The sequence below is a fragment of the Streptomyces sp. NPDC059355 genome, assembly GCF_042752335.1.
GTDB lineage: Bacteria > Actinomycetota > Actinomycetes > Streptomycetales > Streptomycetaceae > Streptomyces.
Genome location: NZ_JBHYXN010000003.1, coordinates 113,553 through 131,119 on the forward strand (window position 1 = coordinate 113,553; position 17,567 = coordinate 131,119).

At 73.1% G+C, this 17,567-nt stretch carries 18 protein-coding genes; 9 read left to right on the forward strand and 9 right to left on the reverse strand.

Going from position 1 to position 17,567, the window contains the following annotated elements; genetic code table 11:
* The first annotated feature begins 97 nt into the window (after window positions 1-97).
* Complete coding sequence (locus ACFXGI_RS04155; protein WP_384702974.1) at window positions 98-1,510, forward strand: aldehyde dehydrogenase family protein; 1,413 nt, start codon at window positions 98-100, stop codon at window positions 1,508-1,510.
* A gap of 115 nt (window positions 1,511-1,625) precedes the next feature.
* On the forward strand, window positions 1,626-2,705 hold the full coding sequence (locus tag ACFXGI_RS04160; RefSeq protein ID WP_384702977.1) for a Zn-dependent alcohol dehydrogenase: 1,080 nt from the start codon (window positions 1,626-1,628) through the stop codon (window positions 2,703-2,705).
* A gap of 81 nt (window positions 2,706-2,786) precedes the next feature.
* Here ACFXGI_RS04160 and ACFXGI_RS04165 read toward each other — a convergent pair whose 3' ends face one another.
* Window positions 2,787-3,452, reverse strand: coding sequence for a TetR/AcrR family transcriptional regulator (locus ACFXGI_RS04165; protein ID WP_384702980.1), 666 nt, complete (start codon window positions 3,450-3,452; stop codon window positions 2,787-2,789).
* Window positions 3,453-3,532: 80 nt separating this feature from the next.
* Between ACFXGI_RS04165 and ACFXGI_RS04170 the strand changes: the two genes are divergently transcribed.
* From ACFXGI_RS04170 to ACFXGI_RS04180, 3 genes are all read left to right on the forward strand, one after another.
* Window positions 3,533-4,684, forward strand: a complete 1,152-nt coding sequence (locus ACFXGI_RS04170; RefSeq protein ID WP_384702983.1) for an acyl-CoA dehydrogenase family protein — start codon at window positions 3,533-3,535, stop codon at window positions 4,682-4,684.
* 95 nt (window positions 4,685-4,779) lie between these two features.
* Window positions 4,780-5,070 carry a YiaA/YiaB family inner membrane protein gene (locus tag ACFXGI_RS04175; protein ID WP_384702986.1) on the forward strand — a complete coding sequence of 97 codons (291 nt, stop codon included), beginning with the start codon at window positions 4,780-4,782 and terminating at the stop codon, window positions 5,068-5,070.
* A gap of 91 nt (window positions 5,071-5,161) precedes the next feature.
* Complete coding sequence (locus ACFXGI_RS04180; RefSeq protein ID WP_384702989.1) at window positions 5,162-5,806, forward strand: TetR/AcrR family transcriptional regulator; 645 nt, start codon at window positions 5,162-5,164, stop codon at window positions 5,804-5,806.
* Window positions 5,807-5,844: 38 nt separating this feature from the next.
* Here the strand turns inward: ACFXGI_RS04180 and ACFXGI_RS04185 are convergent, their stop codons facing one another.
* A complete protein-coding gene (locus ACFXGI_RS04185) occupies window positions 5,845-6,306 on the reverse strand; it encodes a MaoC family dehydratase (protein ID WP_384702992.1) in 462 nt (153 codons plus the stop codon).
* 134 nt (window positions 6,307-6,440) lie between these two features.
* On the opposite strand from ACFXGI_RS04185, the gene soxR reads away from it, so the two are divergent.
* Window positions 6,441-6,884 (forward strand): redox-sensitive transcriptional activator SoxR, encoded by a 444-nt coding sequence (soxR, locus tag ACFXGI_RS04190; protein WP_030860370.1) that lies wholly within the window; start codon window positions 6,441-6,443, stop codon window positions 6,882-6,884.
* On the opposite strand, the gene ACFXGI_RS04195 is transcribed toward soxR, so the two are convergent.
* The 4 genes from ACFXGI_RS04195 to ACFXGI_RS04210 all read right to left on the reverse strand — a co-directional run bounded on the left by ACFXGI_RS04195 (window position 6,865) and on the right by ACFXGI_RS04210 (window position 11,256).
* Window positions 6,865-7,632 (reverse strand): 3-keto-5-aminohexanoate cleavage protein, encoded by a 768-nt coding sequence (locus ACFXGI_RS04195; protein ID WP_384702995.1) that lies wholly within the window; start codon window positions 7,630-7,632, stop codon window positions 6,865-6,867. The genes soxR and ACFXGI_RS04195 overlap by 20 nt on opposite strands.
* Window positions 7,633-7,711: 79 nt before the next feature.
* Window positions 7,712-8,338, reverse strand: coding sequence for a hypothetical protein (locus ACFXGI_RS04200; protein ID WP_384702998.1), 627 nt, complete (start codon window positions 8,336-8,338; stop codon window positions 7,712-7,714).
* Between the two features lie 152 nt (window positions 8,339-8,490).
* On the reverse strand, window positions 8,491-9,843 hold the full coding sequence (locus tag ACFXGI_RS04205; RefSeq protein ID WP_384703001.1) for a serine-threonine protein kinase: 1,353 nt from the start codon (window positions 9,841-9,843) through the stop codon (window positions 8,491-8,493).
* Between the two features lie 144 nt (window positions 9,844-9,987).
* Complete coding sequence (locus ACFXGI_RS04210) at window positions 9,988-11,256, reverse strand: exo-beta-N-acetylmuramidase NamZ domain-containing protein (RefSeq protein ID WP_384703004.1); 1,269 nt, start codon at window positions 11,254-11,256, stop codon at window positions 9,988-9,990.
* 115 nt (window positions 11,257-11,371) lie between these two features.
* On the opposite strand from ACFXGI_RS04210, the gene ACFXGI_RS04215 reads away from it, so the two are divergent.
* From ACFXGI_RS04215 to ACFXGI_RS04225, 3 genes are all read left to right on the forward strand, one after another.
* A complete protein-coding gene (locus tag ACFXGI_RS04215; RefSeq protein ID WP_384703430.1) occupies window positions 11,372-12,151 on the forward strand; it encodes an SDR family oxidoreductase in 780 nt (259 codons plus the stop codon).
* Window positions 12,136-13,929 carry an AMP-binding protein gene (locus ACFXGI_RS04220; protein WP_384703007.1) on the forward strand — a complete coding sequence of 598 codons (1,794 nt, stop codon included), beginning with the start codon at window positions 12,136-12,138 and terminating at the stop codon, window positions 13,927-13,929. The genes ACFXGI_RS04215 and ACFXGI_RS04220 overlap by 16 nt, the downstream gene beginning before the upstream one ends.
* Before the next feature lie 88 nt (window positions 13,930-14,017).
* On the forward strand, window positions 14,018-14,623 hold the full coding sequence (locus tag ACFXGI_RS04225; protein ID WP_384703010.1) for a TetR/AcrR family transcriptional regulator: 606 nt from the start codon (window positions 14,018-14,020) through the stop codon (window positions 14,621-14,623).
* Between the two features lie 26 nt (window positions 14,624-14,649).
* Here the strand turns inward: ACFXGI_RS04225 and ACFXGI_RS04230 are convergent, their stop codons facing one another.
* The 3 genes from ACFXGI_RS04230 to ACFXGI_RS04240 form a co-directional block, all read right to left on the reverse strand.
* On the reverse strand, window positions 14,650-14,907 hold the full coding sequence (locus ACFXGI_RS04230; protein WP_030163053.1) for a hypothetical protein: 258 nt from the start codon (window positions 14,905-14,907) through the stop codon (window positions 14,650-14,652).
* A 25-nt stretch (window positions 14,908-14,932) separates the two neighbouring features.
* On the reverse strand, window positions 14,933-16,132 hold the full coding sequence (locus ACFXGI_RS04235) for a S8 family serine peptidase (protein ID WP_384703013.1): 1,200 nt from the start codon (window positions 16,130-16,132) through the stop codon (window positions 14,933-14,935).
* A gap of 189 nt (window positions 16,133-16,321) precedes the next feature.
* Window positions 16,322-17,560, reverse strand: coding sequence for an acyl-CoA dehydrogenase family protein (locus ACFXGI_RS04240; RefSeq protein WP_384703016.1), 1,239 nt, complete (start codon window positions 17,558-17,560; stop codon window positions 16,322-16,324).
* Between the last annotated feature and the right edge of the window lie 7 nt (window positions 17,561-17,567).

Genomic DNA, 17,567 nt, shown 5'->3' on the forward strand with positions numbered 1-17,567 from the left:
ACTGGCGGGCCGAAAACTACCGGCGGTAGTTTGTAGGGTGGTCGAACGAGGTCAGGTCTACGCGTCCACGTGTTCGTGCGTGCTCGGGAGGAAAGCCATGAAGGCCCACGACGGGATGTACATCGACGGCGCATGGCGGCCCGCCGCCGGACGCGAGCGGATCGAGGTGATCAACCCCGCCGACGAGCAGGTCATCGGCGGGGTCCCGGCCGGGAACGCCGACGACGTGGACGCGGCCGTGCGCGCGGCACGCGCCGCCTTCCCCGCCTGGGCGGCCACGGCCCCGGCCGAGCGGGCCGCCCTGATCGGGGCGCTGCGCGATGTGCTGGTCGCCCGCAAGGACGAGTTCGCCGAGATCATCACCGCCGAGCTCGGCTCCCCGCGGGGCTTCTCGGAGATGGTCCACGTGGGGGCGCCGATCGCGGTGTCCTCCTCGTTCGCCGAGCTGGGGGCCTCGTATGCCTTCGAGGAACGGATCGGCAACTCCACCGTGCTGCTGGAGCCGGTCGGTGTCGTCGGGGCCATCACGCCCTGGAACTACCCGCTGCACCAGATCGTTGCCAAGGTGGCACCCGCTCTCGCCGCCGGCTGCACCCTCGTCCTCAAGCCCGCCGAGGACACCCCGCTGACCGCACAGCTCTTCGCCGAGGCCGTGCACGAGGCGGGCATCCCGGCGGGCGTGTTCAACCTGGTGACCGGGACCGGCCCGGTCGCCGGCCAGGCACTGGCCGCGCACGAGGGGGTCGACCTCGTCTCCTTCACCGGCTCCACCGCGGTCGGCAAGCAGATCGGCGCCACGGCCGGCGCCGCAGTCAAGCGCGTCGCCCTCGAGCTCGGCGGCAAATCGGCCAACGTCATCCTGCCCGGGGCCGACCTGGCCAAGGCCGTCGCGGCGGGCGTGGGCCACGTCATGAACAACTCCGGCCAGAGCTGCAACGCGCTCACGCGGATGCTCGTCCACCGCGACCAGTACGAGGAGGCCGTCTCGCTCGCGGCCGCCGCCGTCGCCAAGTACCCCTCGGGCGACCCCGCCGAGCCGGGCACCCGCCTCGGCCCGGTCATCAACGCCAAGCAGCGCGACCGCATCCGCGGATACATCACGAAGGGCGTCGAGGAGGGCGCGCGGCTCGTCGCGGGCGGCCCCGAGGCGCCGTACGCGCAGGGGTACTTCATCGCCCCGACCGTGTTCGCGGACGTCACGCCCGAGATGACCATCGCGCAGGAGGAGATCTTCGGACCGGTGCTGTCGATCCTCCCGTACGAGGACCAGGACGAGGCCCTGCGCATCGCGAACGGGACCGTGTACGGGCTGGGCGGCGCGGTCTGGGCCGCGGACGAGGAGACCGCCGTCGCCTTCGCGCGCCGCATGGACACCGGCCAGGTGGACATCAACGGCGGCCGCTTCAACCCGCTCGCGCCCTTCGGCGGCTACAAGCAGTCGGGCGTCGGCCGCGAGCTCGGCCCGCACGGCCTGGCCGAGTACCTCCAGACCAAGTCGCTGCAGTTCTGAGCCGCCCGCACCAGCGCCAGCACCAGCAGCAGACCGGCACCAACACCAGCACCAGCACCAGCACCCGCTCCAAGCCGCCGCCCCGCACTCCTGAGCCCGAGAGACGGAATCGACCATGGTCCGCGCCGCCATCCTGCCCGCCGTCGGAGCCCCGCTGGAGATACGGGAGATCGTCCTGCCCGATCCCGGCCCCGGCCAGGTCCGGGTGCGGCTCGCCGCAGCCGGTGTCTGCCACTCCGACCTCTCCCTCACCGACGGCACCATGACGGTCCCCGTTCCCGCCGTCCTCGGCCACGAGGGAGCGGGGACGGTCCTGGCCGTCGGCGAGGGCGTCACGCACATCGCCCCCGGCGACGCCGTGGTGCTCAACTGGTCCCCGTCCTGCGGGGAGTGCCACCACTGCTCGATCGGCGAGGTCTGGCTCTGCGCCAAGGCGCTCAGCGGGGTCGGGGCCGTCTACGCCCACGACGCCGCGGGCACGCCGCTGCACCCGGGGCTGAACGTGGCCGCGTTCGCCGAGGAGACCGTGGTCGCGGCGAACTGCGTGCTGCCCGCGCCCGCCGGCATCCCGCTCGCCGAGGCCGCCCTGCTCGGCTGCGCCGTCCTCACCGGCTACGGCGCGGTCCGCAACAGCGCCCGGGTGCGCCCCGGCGAGTCCGTCGCCGTCTTCGGTGTCGGCGGAGTCGGCCTGGCCGCCCTCCAGGCGGCGCGGGTGGCCGAGGCGGGCCCGATCGTGGCCGTCGACGTCTCCCCGGCCAAGGAGGAGCTGGCCCGGGCGGCCGGGGCCACCGAGTTCGTGCTCGCCTCCGACACCACCGCCAAGCAGATCCGCGCCCTCACCGGCGGGCAGGGCGCCGACGTCGCCGTCGAGTGCGCGGGCCGGGCGGAGTCCATCCGCGGAGCCTGGGACTCGACCCGCCGCGGCGGCCGCACCACGGTCGTCGGCATCGGCGGAAAGGAGCAGAAGGTCGCCTTCCACGCCCTGGAGATCTTCCACTTCGCCCGCACCCTCACCGGCTGCGTGTACGGCAACAGCGACCCGGCGCGCGATCTCCCGCTGATCGCCGACCACGTCCGCGCGGGCCGCCTCGACCTCGGCTCGCTGGTCACCGACCGCATCACCCTGGACGGCATCCCGGCCGCCTTCGAGGCGATGCTCGCCGGCAAGGGCGGCCGCTCGCTCGTGGTGTTCTGACCGCCTTCGCCCCAACCGCCGTGCGTTCCGACGGCGTTTCGCTTTGACCGCGTTCCGTTCCAACCGCCTTGCGGCCGTCCGCTAACCGCCCGTCGCCCGACCCGTCAACGCCTCGTACTGGAGGGCCAGTCCGTCCAGCAGGGCGGCGAGGCCCGTCTCGAACGCGCCCTCGTCCACCTCGCGCCGGCGCTCCGCCAGCAGGTGGGCCTGGCCCAGGTGGGGGTAGTCCGACGGGTCGTATGCGCCCTCGTCGTCCACGAAACCCCCGGCGAACGAGCCCACCGCCGAGCCCAGGATGAAGTACCGCATCAGCGCGCCGATCCGGGTCGCCTGGGCCGGCGGCCACCCGGCCTCCGTCATCGCGCCGAACACCGCGTCCGCCACCCGCAGTCCCGCCGGGCGCCGGCCCGGACCGCGCGCCAGCACCGGAACGATGTTCGGATGGTCGGACAGCGCGTCTCTGTACGAGTGCGCCCAGTCGTGCAGGGCGCCCTGCCAGTCCCGGCCCGCTCCCGGCTCGAACATCGACAAGTCGACCCGCGCGCTCACCGCGTCCGCGACCGCGTCCAGGATCTCGTCCTTCGTGCGGAAGTGGTTGTACAGCGACGGCCCGCTGACCCCCAGCGCGGCGGCCAGCCGCCGCGTCGACACGGCCCCCAGCCCCTCCGCGTCCACCAGCGCGCCCGCCGCCTCGACGATGCGGTCTCTGCTGAGGAGGGGCTTGCGCGGTCTGGCCATGCGCCACATAGTAGGGCCTGCCCGCCATAAACTACCGGTGCTAGTTAACCTGCTGGTCGACCCGGCGCCGGACCGCCCGGAGGTGCCCGGTGAATCTGGAACTGAGCGAGGAGCAGGAAGCCGTGCGCCGGCTGGCCCGCGAGTTCACCGAGCGCGAGATCGTCCCGTACGCCGCCGAGTGGGACCGCGCGGAGAGCGTGGACCGGGCCATCGTCAAGAAGCTCGGCGACCTCGGCTTCCTCGGCCTGACCGTCCCGGAGGAGTACGGCGGCTCCGGCGGCGACCACCTCGCCTACGTCCTCGTCACCGAGGAGCTCGGCCGCGGCGACTCCGCCGTGCGCGGCATCGTGTCCGTCTCCCTCGGCCTGGTCGCCAAGACCCTCGCCGCCTGGGGGACCGAGGAGCAGAAGCGCGCCTGGCTGCCCCGCCTCTGCTCCGGCGAGGCGCTCGGCTGCTTCGGCCTGACCGAGCCCGGCACCGGTTCCGACGCGGGCAGCCTCACCACCCGCGCCGTGCGCGAGGGGGACGCGTACGTCATCAGCGGCAGCAAGATGTTCATCACCAACGGCACCTGGGCGGACGTGGTCCTGCTCTTCGCCCGCACCGGCGACGAGCCCGGCCACCGCGGGATATCCGCCTTCCTCGTCCCCGCCGAAACCCCCGGACTCACCCGCCGGGAGGTCCACGGCAAGCTCGGCCTGCGCGGCCAGGCCACCGCCGAACTCGCCCTCGACGGGGTCCGCGTCCCCGCCTCCGCGATGCTCGGCCCCGAGGGCAAGGGCTTCTCCGTGGCCATGTCGGCCCTCGCCAAGGGCCGGATGTCGGTCGCCGCAGGGTGCGTCGGCATCGCACAGGCGGCGCTGGACGCGGCCGTCTCGTACGCCGCCCAGCGCGAGCAGTTCGGCAAGCCGATCGCCCACCACCAGCTGGTCCAGGAGCTGATCGCCGACATCTCGGTCGACGTGGACGCGGCCCGGCTGCTGACCTGGCGGGTCGCCGACCTCATCGACCGCGGGCAGCCCTTCGCCACCGAGTCCTCCACCGCCAAGCTCTTCGCCTCCGAAGCCGCCGTGCGCGCCGCGGGCAACGCCCTCCAGGTCCACGGCGGTTACGGCTACATCGACGAGTACCCGGCCGGCAAGCTGCTGCGCGACGCCCGCGTGATGACCCTGTACGAGGGCACCAGCCAGATCCAGAAGCTGCTGATCGGCCGCGCCCGCACCGGAGTGTCCGCCTTCTGAGTACCGCATCGGTTCCGAGTGCGCATCGGTTCTGAGTACGCACTTGAGTACGTGCGCGGAGGCGGCCGCGGCCACCTCCGGCCGATGCTGGGCCCATGAACGAGACACCGGTCAAGCAGCGCAATTCGGCGGCGTATTACGGTCAGGCCCTCGCCTCCTTCGCCGTCGCCACCTGTGCCGTCGCCGTGGGGATCTACCACCTCCAGGTGGGCGGCTGGGTCCGCGCCTTCCTCGGCATCGCGGTCCTCTACCTCACCACCTCGGCCTTCACCCTCGCCAAGGTGATCCGGGACCGTCAGGAGCTCACCCAGATCGTCACCCGGGTCGACCAGGCCCGGATGGAGAAGATCATGGCCGACTACGACCCCTTCCAGCCGAAGGTCTGAGCGGCGGCCGCCGTGTCCCCCAAGGCTGCTAAGCGCTTGCTCACCCTCCGGTAAGGTGTTCCTTCCACAGGACGAAGAGGGTGAGCGAGCGATGGACAGCGCGGAGGAGACGACCGGCGGCTACCGGCCGTGGTCGGAGGTCACCCCCGACGCCGCACGGCGGCTGCTCGTCGCCGCCGTCGAAGCGTTCGCGGAGCGCGGGTACCACGCCACCACCACGCGTGACATCGCGGGACGGGCCGGGATGAGCCCGGCCGCGCTCTACATCCACTACAAGACCAAGGAAGAGCTGCTCCACCGGATCAGCCGGATCGGCCACGACAAGGCCCTGGAGATCCTGGAGAGCGCCGCTTGCGGCCCGGGTTCGGCCGCCGAGCGGCTCGACGCGGCCGTACGGTCCTTCGTGCTGTGGCACGCCGCGCACCACACCACCGCGCGCGTGGTCCAGTACGAGCTCGACGCCCTGGCCCCGGAGCACCGCTCCGAGATCGTGGAACTGCGCCGGCGGAGCGACGCCGCCGTGCGCCGCATCCTCGCCGACGGGGTCGCGGCGGGGGAGTTCGACGTCCCTGACGTCCCCGGCACCACGCTCGCCGTCCTGTCCCTCTGCATCGACGTGGCCCGCTGGTTCAACACGGCCGGCCACCGCACGCCCGACGAGGTCGGCGCGCTCTACTCCGACCTCGTCCTGCGCATGGTCGGAGCCGCCCCGGACGGACCCGGCACGTCTCGGTAGCCGCGCGGAACCGGAGCCGGGTCCGAACCGGGAGCGGCTCAGAAGTAGTAGCGGGACAACGACTCCGCGACGCACACCGGCTTGTCGCCGCCCTCGCGCTCGACCGTGACCGTCGCCGTGACCTGGACCCCGCCGCCCGCCTCCGTGACCTCCGTGATCACGGCGGTGGCGCGCAGCCGCGAGCCGACCGGGACCGGCGCCGGGAAACGGACCTTGTTCGTGCCGTAGTTGATGCCCATCTTCATCCCCTCGACCCGCATGATCTGCGGGACCAGGCTCGGCAGCAGCGACAGCGTCAGATATCCGTGGGCGATGGTGGAGCCGAAGGGTCCGCCCGCCGCCCGCTCGGGGTCCACGTGGATCCACTGGTGGTCGCCGGTGGCATCGGCGAACAGGTCGATCCGCTTCTGGTCCACCTCCAACCACCCGCTCGGACCGAGCGGTTCCCCGGTCCCTGCGCGCAGTTCCTCGGCGGACGTGAAGATCCTCGGCTCGGCCATGCGTCTCCCTCTCCCTGGCGATGTCGGGCGAATAAGCGCTTGCTCAGCGCGCTGCTCAGCATGCTGGGGCCGCATGTATCTGTCAACGACACGTCTGTCAACGAATGTCGGACCGGCCGACTACCCTCGGCCTCGTGCCGCAGATTCCCGAAAAAATCCACGAGCTCACCGTCGGCCAGCTGTCCGCCCGCAGCGGCGCGGCCGTCTCCGCGCTGCACTTCTACGAGACCAAGGGCCTGATCAGCAGCCGCCGCACCGCCGGCAACCAGCGCCGCTACAGCCGCGACGCCCTGCGCCGGGTGGCCTTCGTGCGCGCGGCCCAGCGCGTCGGGATCCCGCTCGCCGCCATCCGCGACGCCCTCGCGCAGCTCCCCGAGGGGCGCACCCCCAACCGGGAGGACTGGGCCCGGCTTTCGGAGGCCTGGCGCGCCGAACTCGAGCAGCGGATCACCCAGCTGGCGCGGCTGCGCGACCACCTGACCGACTGCATCGGCTGCGGGTGCCTCTCGCTGAAGAACTGCGCCCTGTCCAATCCGGACGACGTCTTCGGCGACCGGCTCACCGGCTCCCGGCTGTAGCCGCGGCACCGGCGATCTCGCGGGCCGCCGCCACCAGCTCGGCGTTCGACCGCGCCGGGCGGCCGTCCGGCAGGTGCAGTACGTCGCCCACGCCGATCCGCGCGCCCGCACCGCACCGCGCGGCCAGCCGCAGCACCGGCCAGGCGGCGGCCTCCCGGCCGAACAGCAGCAGCGGTACCGGCGGCAGCCACCTCAGCCCTGCCATCAGCGCCGGATCGGCCGAGGCCAGCTCCACCGCGAGCCGGATCCGCGCCGGATCCCGTACCGGCCAGGCCAGGAACCGCGCCAGCGGCCCGGGCTCGGTCCCCGGCCCGGCGCCCGGCTCCGCCGCAAGCCCGCCGTCCGCCTCCCCGCCCAGCGGAACCACCGCGTCCACGGCCACGCCACGCGCCAGCAGGGCCCGCGCCAGCTCCTCGGCCCCCGGCTCCGCGAAATGCACGACCGCCCGGTCCGGCAGCACCGTCCATGACCGGACCCGCTCCAGCCGCCCCGCCGGATCCGGCTCGGCCCCGATCCCCGCGGACACCGAAAGCGGTACGGAGACCCCCGCGCCCCGCATCGCCTCCAGCAGCGGCCCCACGACCCGGGGCGACAGGCTCTCCCGGCCGCACGGGGTCCGCGGATGGACCAGCACCTCCCCGGCCCCGGCGGCCACCGCCGCCAGCGCCGACTCCACCAGGTCCGGCGGGGACAGGGGCACGGCACCGCCCTCGGCGCCGCCGCGCGCCCCGTTCAGCGACACGGACACCGAAACCGGCCCCTCCGCGGAGACCGGCCCCTCCGCCGAAGCCGGCCCCGTCACCGCGCCACCCCGAGTCCCCGCCGGATCACGCCGCCCCCGCCGAAGCCGGGTCCGTCATCGACACGACGTCCGCCAGCGCCGGCCTCGGCACGACGATCCCGCAACCCGCGCACACCGGACCGTCCCAGGCCCAGGCACCCTCCCAGGTGCGATGCCCCGAACGGGGCCCCCGTCTCTGCCCCGGCCCGTGCGCGGGCCAGCGCAGCTCCTGCTCCCCGCAGACCGGGCACCCCGTCCCCGGCTCCGACTCCAGCGCCGCGACCAGCCGCCGCAGCACCTCGCCCAGCGTCCCGTCCGGCCGCACCCCCGGATCGGCGCAGCGCACCACCGCGTCCCCGCTGCCGCCCCAGGCCCACTCGGGCCGGCGCAGCCCGTGGTGCTTCTCCCGCCGCCGCCGCTCCGCGAACTGCCGCTCGTACTCCAGCCAGACCGCCCGCGCGTCCTCCAGCTCCTCCAACGCCGCCACCAGCCGCAGCGGATCGGCCCCCCGGTCCTCGGGTGCGATGCCGTGCCGGTCGCACAGATGCCACCACGTCGCCCGGTGCCCGTACGGAGCGAACCGCTCCAGGCAGCGGCGCAGCGAATGGCGCCGCAGGGCACGGTCATTGCGTGCGTCCCGCACCTGGTACGCCAGACTTCGGAATCCCGCCATCACACCTTCACCTCCGTCGCGCCCACGCCCGCACCGGGGGGGCGTCGTACTAGGTCGAACGACGACGCACCGTGAGATGTGCCCAACATGCCCGGCCGGGTGCGGGCGCATGCGGGGGCGGTCGAGGCGTACGGGTGGCACGTGGCCGGATGTCAGCGCCCCATGCGCCCCGCGGCAACCACGAGCCGGGCCAGCTCCTCGTGGCAGATGTCACTGTGCGCCCCCGACGGCGGACCGCCGCGGCGCACCACGGACCCGGTGTCCACACTGACGCAACCGGCCTCGGGGACCCCCGCGCGCAGGGCCGTTTCGAGGGTGAGCCGCGGCGCGCCGGGCACCGCCTGCACCCCGTCGTGACCGATCGCGCCCCACCGCTCGTCGAAGCCGAGGAGACCGGCCGAATCCCCTGCCATCCGCGAGGCCAGCGGGTAGAAGACCTTGAGGGCCGAATCGAACGGGGAGTGGCAGGCGACCACCGGGCCGTCGACCCTGCGCTGCATCCCGCGCAGGGCGCCGCCGCTGCCCTTGTCGTGGGGGAGCCGGTCGGTGAAGGCGTAGTGGGAGAAGGCCCCCTGGAGCAGGGTCGCGGATTTCACGTACCGGGCGCCGTCCGGCACCGCGCGCAGGGAGAAGGAGACCACCCGGGCCCCGAAGCTGTGCCCGATCAGATGGATCCGCAAGGCCGGTCGGCGGCCCGCCAGTTCGGCCAGCACCGGCCCGAGGCCTCGTTCGCCGACGACCCCGGCCCGCTTCTTCATCTGGTAGTACGTGGCCTGCCGCAGCAGCTCCTTGGCGCCGTTCCACAGCGCGTGCAGGCCGCCGCCGGGGGAGAAGCCGGGTCCGGCGGCGTCCCCGGACGGCGCGCCCGCCTCGACCAGCCCCTCGGTGAGGGCGCGGCACACCTCCAGCACGTCCAGCGTGAAGAGGGCGGGCACGTCCCGTACGGCCGGCCCGGCGACGGCGGCACCCGGCCCGGCGAGACCCACCGCACCCACCGCACCCGCCGCATCCACCACGTCCACGCCCGCCAGCTCCCGTACCAGCGCCCCGAACTCGGTGAAGGCCGCCGCCGACTCCGGCCGGTCCTCCAACAGTTCGGCGACCCGGTCCAGCTCCGCCACCCGCCCCGGCCAGAACTCCCCGAGCGCCCGCAGCGTGGCGGGGTCCAGGGCCGTCCCGTGGCCCGGCTCCGCGAGCGCGCCGTGGGGGTCGAAGTCCGGTATCGGCTCGTCCGAGAACCGGATCGAGGGCCAGACGACCCCCACGTACCCCAGCCGCACCCCCGACCCCACGAGCCCGGGGAAGGGCGCGTAGAAGCGGTCGAAGAGCCGGGTCGAGGTCGCCCGGTCACTGTTCCAGCCGTGCGCGAACACCAGCAGGTCGGTGGCCTCCAGCGCGGCCACCGCATCCCGGGTGCCCGGGTCCACGTCACCCTCGGCATCGAAGGTCAGCTCCGCGTACGGACCGACCCCGATCCCGCCGCCCGCCGCCGTTGCATCCGACATGAGGTCCCCTCCGCGCCGTCTCTCCGGTGCCGTCCAGCATCCTGCCGTCGCCCTTACCCGGCCAGACCCGTGCAGCCCACGGATTCACGAGAATTCACGAGGATTCACGGGTCATCACACGGATCGACACGCGTCCACGCGGGTTCAGGGGTAGAGCAGGTACCGCCCCCGCACCTCCGCGAACCGCTCCAGCCCCGCCGCCCAGTCGCCCGCGATCTCCTCGACCCCCGCCCCCGCGTCCACCATCTTCCGCACCCGGTCCGAGCCGGTCAGCTGGTCGATCCAGTGGTCCGAGCGCCAGGCGAAGCCGCTCCACGTCCGCTTCGCGGTCACCAGCAGCCCGATCCCGGCCCGCACCGGGTCGAAGGCCGCCCGGTCGTGCACGATCAGGCGGACCCCGCCGCACACCTTCCCGGTGAACTTGGAGAAGGTCGGCGTGAAGTACGCCTCCCGGAACCACACCCCGGGCAGCCCCAGCGCCTGCGCCGCCTCCGCCCAGCGCCGGTCCACGCCCTCCGCGCCGACCACCTCGAACGGCGTGGTCGTCCCGCGCCCCTCGGACAGGTTGGTGCCCTCGAACAGGCAGGTTCCGGCGTACACGAGGGCCGTGTCCGGCGTCGGCACGTTCGGACTCGGCGGCACCCAGGGCAGCCCGGCCGCCCCGAAGAAGGAGTCACGCCGCCACCCGGTCATCCGGACGGTGCTCAGGCTGACCGGCTTCGCCGCCAGGAACTCGGCGTTGAACAGCAGGGCCAGCTCGGCCACCGTCATCCCGTGCGCGAGCGCGATCGGCTCCCGGCCCACGCCGCTCGCGTACGCGCTCTGCAGTACGGGCCCGGCGGCCCGCCGGCCGCCCACCGGGTTCGGCCGGTCCAGCACCACCACCGCCTTGCCGGCCAGCGCGGCCGCGCGCATGCAGTCGTACAGGGTCCAGATGTAGGTGTAGAAGCGCGCCCCGACGTCCTGGATGTCGAAGACGACGGTGTCGATCCCGGCGGCCGTGAACACGTCCGCGAGGTTCTGGCCGCTCTTGCCGTACGTGTCGTACACCGGCAGCCCGGTCGCCGGATCGCGCCCGGCCGTCTCGGAGTCGCCCGCCTGCGCGGTGCCGCGGAACCCGTGCTCCGGCCCGAACACCGCCACCAGCTTCACCCGCGCGTCCGCGTGCAGTACGTCGACCAGGTGGCGGGCGTCGGCGGTGATCCCGGTGGGGTTGGTGACGACCCCCACCCGCCGGCCGGCGAGCAGCCCGTACCCGTCGGCGGCGAGCTGTTCGAAGCCGGTGCGCACCCGCTCGGCGGCCGCGTCCGCGTGGTCCGGGGCCGTGCCCGGCGCCGCGCCGACCGCTCCCAGGGCACCCAAGGCCCCCGTCGTCCCCGCCAGTCCCAGCAGCCCCCGTCGCGACAGCGTCATCCGGCCACGCTAGGTGCCGTCCCTCTTCCACCCCGACATACCGACCGGTTAGTCTGCCCGGCATCCGGCCATGAACGCCGTGAACGCCATGAACGCCATGAACGCCATGAACGCCATGAAAGGTGATCCCGTGAGCGCGTACCAGGACCAGCGAGTCGTCGTCACCGGCGCGGGCGGCGGCATCGGCGCCGCCCTCGCCCACCGCTTCGCCGCCGAGGGGGCCACGGTGGTGGTCAACGACCTCGACGCAGCCAAGGCCGCCGCCGTGGCGGGCGAGATCGGGGCCGGGGCGATCGCGGTGCCGGGCGACGCGTCGGCCGTCGTCGCGGAGGCCCGCGAGGCCCTCGGCGGCCGGGTGGACGTCTACTGCGCGAACGCCGGACTCGGGTCGGGCGGCGACGCGTTCGCCGACGAGTCCGTGTGGGAGGCGGCCTGGGACACCAACGTCATGGCGCACGTCCGCGCGGCGCGGCTGCTGCTGCCCGACTGGCTGGAGCGCGGGAGCGGGCGCTTCGTGTCCACCGTCTCGGCCGCAGGGCTGCTGACCATGATCGGGGCGGCGCCGTACAGTGTCACCAAGCACGGTGCGCTCGCCTTCGCGGAGTGGCTCTCGCTGACCTACCGCCACCGCGGCCTCCAGGTCCACGCTATCTGCCCGCAAGGGGTCCGCACCGACATGCTGACGGCAGCGGGCTCGGCGGGCGAACTCGTCCTCGCGCCGACCGCGATCGAGCCGGAACCGGTTGCGGACGCACTGTTCGACGGCATGGAGAAGGGCCGGTTCTTGATCCTCCCGCACCCCGAGGTGGCGGACTACTACGCCGCCCGGGCCACCGAACCGGACCGCTGGCTCACCGGCATGAACCACATCCAGCAGAAATGGGAGACCAGGTGACGCCGCCGAGCCCGCCCGCCCGGCCCTCCCGCTACGCCGCCAAGCCGTGGCTGGGCCTGCTCAGCCCGGCCCAGCGCGCCCCGGTCTCCCCGCCGCCCAGCCTGCTGCACGCCTTCCGCGAGGCCGTCGCCCGGGCCCCCGAGCGCACCGCGCTGGCCTACTTCGACGGCCGCATCGGCTACGCGGAGACCGACGCGCTCTCCGACTCCGTCGCCGGCCACCTCGCCGCGCACGGCATCGGCCGCGGCGACCGGGTCGCCGTCATGCTCCAGAACACCCCGCACTTCGTGCTCGCCGTCCTGGCCGCCTGGAAGGCCGGAGCGGTGGTCGTCCCGCTCAACCCCATGTACAAATCAGGCGAGATCGGGCACATCCTGCGCGACTCCGGGGCTGCCGCGCTGGTCTGCGACGGTCGCGCGTGGACGGCGTACGCGGCCGAGGCGGTCCGCGGCACGGCCGTACGGGTCGCCCTGACGGCCTCGGACCGGGACTTCCAGACCCGGAACGACCCGCGCGTCTTCACCCCGCCGGAGCCTGTGCCGACGGAACGGGACGCCGCTCCGACCGCCGGGCGGGACGCGGGGCAGGTCGCTGCGGTCGCCCCGGTGACCCTCGCCGACCGCACGGCCTCCGACCGCACCGCCTCCGGCCTCACCCCCGCCGACCTCACCGCCGTGGCCCGCCTGGGCCGGCCCGCCCCGCCGGACCCCGCCCTCACCGCCGCCGACACCGCGCTCATCAGCTACACCTCCGGCACCAGCGGCACCCCCAAGGGCGCCATGAACCCGCACGGGGCGCTCACCCACAACGCCGTCCGGCAGGTCACCGGGCACCCCCTTCCCGAGGGCGCCACCTACTTCGCCCTCGCCCCCCTCTTCCACATCACCGGCATGGTCTGCGAGCTCGGCGCCTGCTTCGCCAACGCCGGCACCCTCGTCCTCGCCCACCGCTTCGACGCCGGCGTCGTCCTCGACGCCTTCCTCGCGCACCGCCCCGCCTACACCGTCGGCCCGGCCACCGCCTTCATGGCCCTCGCCGCCCACCCCGAGGCCACCGCGGACCATTTCGCCTCCTTCCGGGTGCTCTCCTCCGGCGGCGCCCCGCTCCCGCCCGCCCTCGTCGAGCGCCTCCGCGCCGCCTACGGCTTCTACCTGCGCAACGGGTACGGCCTCACCGAGTGCACCGCCCCCTGCGCCTCCGTGCCCGTACACCTCGAAGCCCCGGTGGACCCCGCCTCCGGCACCCTCTCCGTGGGCCTGCCCGGCGCCGACACGCTCGTACGGATCCTGGACGAGCAGGGCGCCGAGGTGCCCTTCGGCGAGACCGGCGAGATCGCCGTCCGCGGACCCCAGGTCGTCCCCGGCTACTGGGGGCTGCCCGCGGACACCGCCAAGGCCTTCCCGGACGGCGAACTGCGCACCGGCGACGTCGGTTTCATGGACGCGGACGGCTGGCTCTACGTCGTCGACCGCAAGAAGGACATGATCAACGCCTCCGGGTTCAAGGTCTGGCCCCGCGAGGTCGAGGACGTGCTCTACACCCACCCCGCCGTGCGCGAGGCGGCCGTGGTCGGCGTCCCGGACCCGTACCGCGGGGAGAGCGTGAAGGCGTACGTGAGCCTGCGCCCCGGCGCCTCGGCGGAGCCGGAGGAGCTGTCCGCGTACTGCGCCGCGCGCATCGCCGCGTACAAGTACCCGCGCCAAGTGGAGATCCTGCCTGTCCTGCCGAAGACGACGAGTGGCAAGATCCTGCGACGGGAACTGTGCGACCGAGGCTGAAAACAGCCGTACGGTCGTACAGCGGCTCCCACGGCTGGTCGCACGGCTGGTCTCACGGACCAGGGAACAGGAAGGGAAGGTCAGCGCCATGGCTGCCAGGACCACGGAGCCCGAGGGCACGCACGAGACCCCGGTGCCGCAGCGGCTGCTGGCCGTCGCCACCCGGCTCTTCGCCGAGCGCGGCTACGACCGCACCTCCGTCCAGGAGATCGTCGAGGCGGCCGGAGTCACCAAGGGCGCGCTCTACCACTACTTCGGATCCAAGGACGACCTGCTGCACGAGGTGTACGCGCGGATGCTGCGCCTCCAGCAGCAGCGCCTCGACGTGGTGGCAGCCTCCGGCGCCCCGGTCGAGGAGCGGCTGCGCGCCGCGGCCGCCGACGTCGTGGTCACCACCATCGAGAACCTCGACGACGCGGCGATCTTCTTCCGGTCGATGCACCAGCTCAGCCCGGAGAAGTTCAAGCAGGTGCGGGCGGAGCGCCGGCGCTACCACGAGCGGTTCCGGGCGCTGGTCGAGGAAGGCCAGCGCACCGGGGTGTTCTCCACCGCCACCCCCGCGGACCTGGTGGTGGACTACCACTTCGGCTCGGTCCACCACCTGTCCACCTGGTACCGGGCGGACGGTCCGCTCACGCCGCAGCAGGTCGCCGATCACCTCGCCGACCTGCTGCTGCGCGCCCTGCGCCCCTAAGGTCCCCAGGTCCCCAGGGCCACCCCCTAGTACGTGATCTCCTCGCCGGCGGAGTTCCAGACCCGCGCGTAGCCCGGTTCGCTGCCCGGTATCCAGTTCGGCTCCAGGATCGACAGGCATCCCGGCTCGTGGCGGAACACCGGGGCGAGCTGCGGACCGGGGCTGTAGTCCGGCCACGCGACGAGGAGGTGGTCCCCCGGATCGAGGACCACCTCCCAGGCGAGCGGTTCGAACCACACGGACAGCGGGTCGGGGCCTTCTGCAGCCACCTTGAAATGGATCACGACCCGGAGCGTACGGGGCCGTCGGCTACGGGGCGACCTTCAGGAGCTTGTTCGCCGTGCCCGCCGAGGGGTTGGTCACGGCCCCGCTCGTGGCCGCGGCCGTCAGCGCCGCGGCCGTCTGCGCCGGGGTCGCGGACGGGTGCCCGGCCAGGTAGACCGCCGCGGCGCCCACCACGTGCGGGGTGGCCATCGAGGTGCCCGAGATGGTCTTCGTACCGGTGTCGCTGTCGTTCCAGTCGGACGTGATGTCCGAACCCGGCGCGTACAGGTCCACCACGGAGCCGAAGTTCGAGAACGAGGACTGCTCGTCGTCGATGGTGCTCGACGCCACGGTGATCGCCTCGGGAACCCGTGAGGGGGAGCCCTGTCCGGCGTCGGCGGACTCGTTGCCCGCCGCCACCGCGAAGGTGACACCCGAGGCGATGGCCCGCCGTACCGCCTCGTCGAGCGCCTCGTCCGCGCCGCCGCCCAGGCTCATGTTCGCCACCGAGGGGCCCGAGTGGTGCTGGGTGACCCAGTCGATCCCCGCGACCACCTGCTCGGTGGTGCCGGAGCCGTTGTCGTCCAGCACGCGCACCGCGACCAGCTTCGACTTCTTGGCGACGCCGTGCGCGGTCCCGGCTATGGTGCCCGCGACGTGCGTGCCGTGGCCGTTGCCGTCGTCGGCCTTGTCGTCGTTGTCCACCGCGTCGAACCCTGACGTCGCACGGCCGCCGAAGTCCTTGTGGGTCGTCCGTATGCCGGTGTCGATGACGTACGCCGTCACGCCCTCGCCGGCGCTGTCGGGATAGGCGTACTTCTTGTCGCCCGCCTTGGCCGTCTGGTCGATCCGGTCCAGACCCCATGACGGAGGGGTGTCCTGGGTGGCCTTGATGGTGAACTTCTTGTTCTGCACGACCTTGCCGACGGCCGGGTCCGCGGCGAGCCGCTTGGCCTCGGTCTCGCTCAGCCCGGCGGCCGAGAAGCCGTTGACCCCGGAGCTGTACGTGCGCTTCAGCTCGCCGCCGTACTTCTTGGCCAGCTCCTCCTTGTTCGCGGATGCGTCGAGGATGACGACGTAGCTACCGCTGATCGCACCGGGTGCGCCCAGTCCGTAGACCGTGCCCTCGGCCGGTGTCGCCGCCCCCGCTAAGGGGCTGGCGATCAGGGCCACGGCGGCCGCGGCCGCGGCTCCCGTGCCGACCGCCGCGTACCGGAAAGTGCGCGAGCGCTTGTGAGTTGCCATCTGGAGAGTTCTCCTCTTGCTGACGTGTGGGGCGTCAAACTTTCTGGAGAACCCTGTTCCGATTGACAGGCGCAAATCAAGAACGTACCGGCGGTTCGGGGTTGTTCAACAAGGTTTCTTGAAAGGCCCCCCGCACCGCCTTCACGCCGCACATGAGTTCGGACGAACTCCTGCACGATTTCTGCACGTTCAGGAGCGGCCCGCGTACTTCCTCAGCTCCCGGTGCGCCAGCGAGCGCTGGTGCACCTCGTCCGGCCCGTCCGCCAGCCGCAGCGTCCGCGCCGCCGCCCACAGCTCGGCCAGCGGGAAGTCCTGGCTCACCCCGCCCGCACCGTGCAGCTGCACCGCGTCGTCCAGGATCCGCACCACCGCCCGCGGGGTCGCGATCTTGATGGCCTGGATCTCGGTGTGCGCGCCCCGGTTGCCGACCGTGTCCATCAGCCAGGCCGTCTTCAGCACCAGCAGGCGCAGCTGCTCCACCGTGACCCGGGCGTCCGCGATCCAGTTCTGGACGACCCCCTGCGCGGCCAGCTCCTTGCCGAAGGCGGTACGGCCCACCGCGCGCCGGCACATCAGCTCGATGGCCCGCTCCGCCATGCCGATCAGCCGCATGCAGTGGTGGATCCGGCCCGGGCCGAGGCGGGCCTGGGCGATCGCGAAGCCGCCGCCCTCCTCGCCGATCAGGTGGGCGGCCGGCACCCGGGCCCCGTCGAAGACCACCTCGGCGTGGCCGCCGTGGTCGTGGTCCTCGTACCCGTACACGGTCATCGCGCGGCGCACCTCGACACCCGGGGTGTCGCGGGGGACCAGGATCATCGACTGCTGGCGGCGCGGATCGGCGCCTTCCGGGTCGGTCTTGCCCATGACGATGAAGATCTTGCAGTCCGGGTTCATGGCCCCGGAGATGAACCACTTGCGTCCGGTGACCGTGTACTCGTCGGCCCCGCCACCGCTCGCCGAACGCTCGATCCGCGTCTCGATGTTCGTCGCGTCCGAGGAGGCCACCTCCGGCTCGGTCATCGCGAAGGCGGACCGGATCTCCCCGGCCAGCAGCGGCTCCAGCCACTGCTTCTTCTGCTCCTCGCTGCCGAACTGTGCGAGCACTTCCATGTTCCCGGTGTCCGGGGCCGCGCAGTTGGTCGCCATCGGCGCCAGGTGCGGGCTGCGGCCGGTGATCTCGGCGAGCGGGGCGTACTGCAGGTTGGTCAGCCCGGCGCCGTGCTCCGCGTCGGGCAGGAACAGGTTCCACAGGCCCTGACGGCGCGCTTCGGCCTTCAGTTCACCGAAGACGGCCGGGGTGTCCCAGGGCGAGGCCAGCCGTGCGCGCTGCTCGGCGGCGACGGGTTCCGCCGGGTACACGTACTCGTCCATGAACGCGAGGAGCCGCTCGCGGAGTTCCTCGGTCCGGGCGTCGAATGCGAAGTCCATGGGTGTG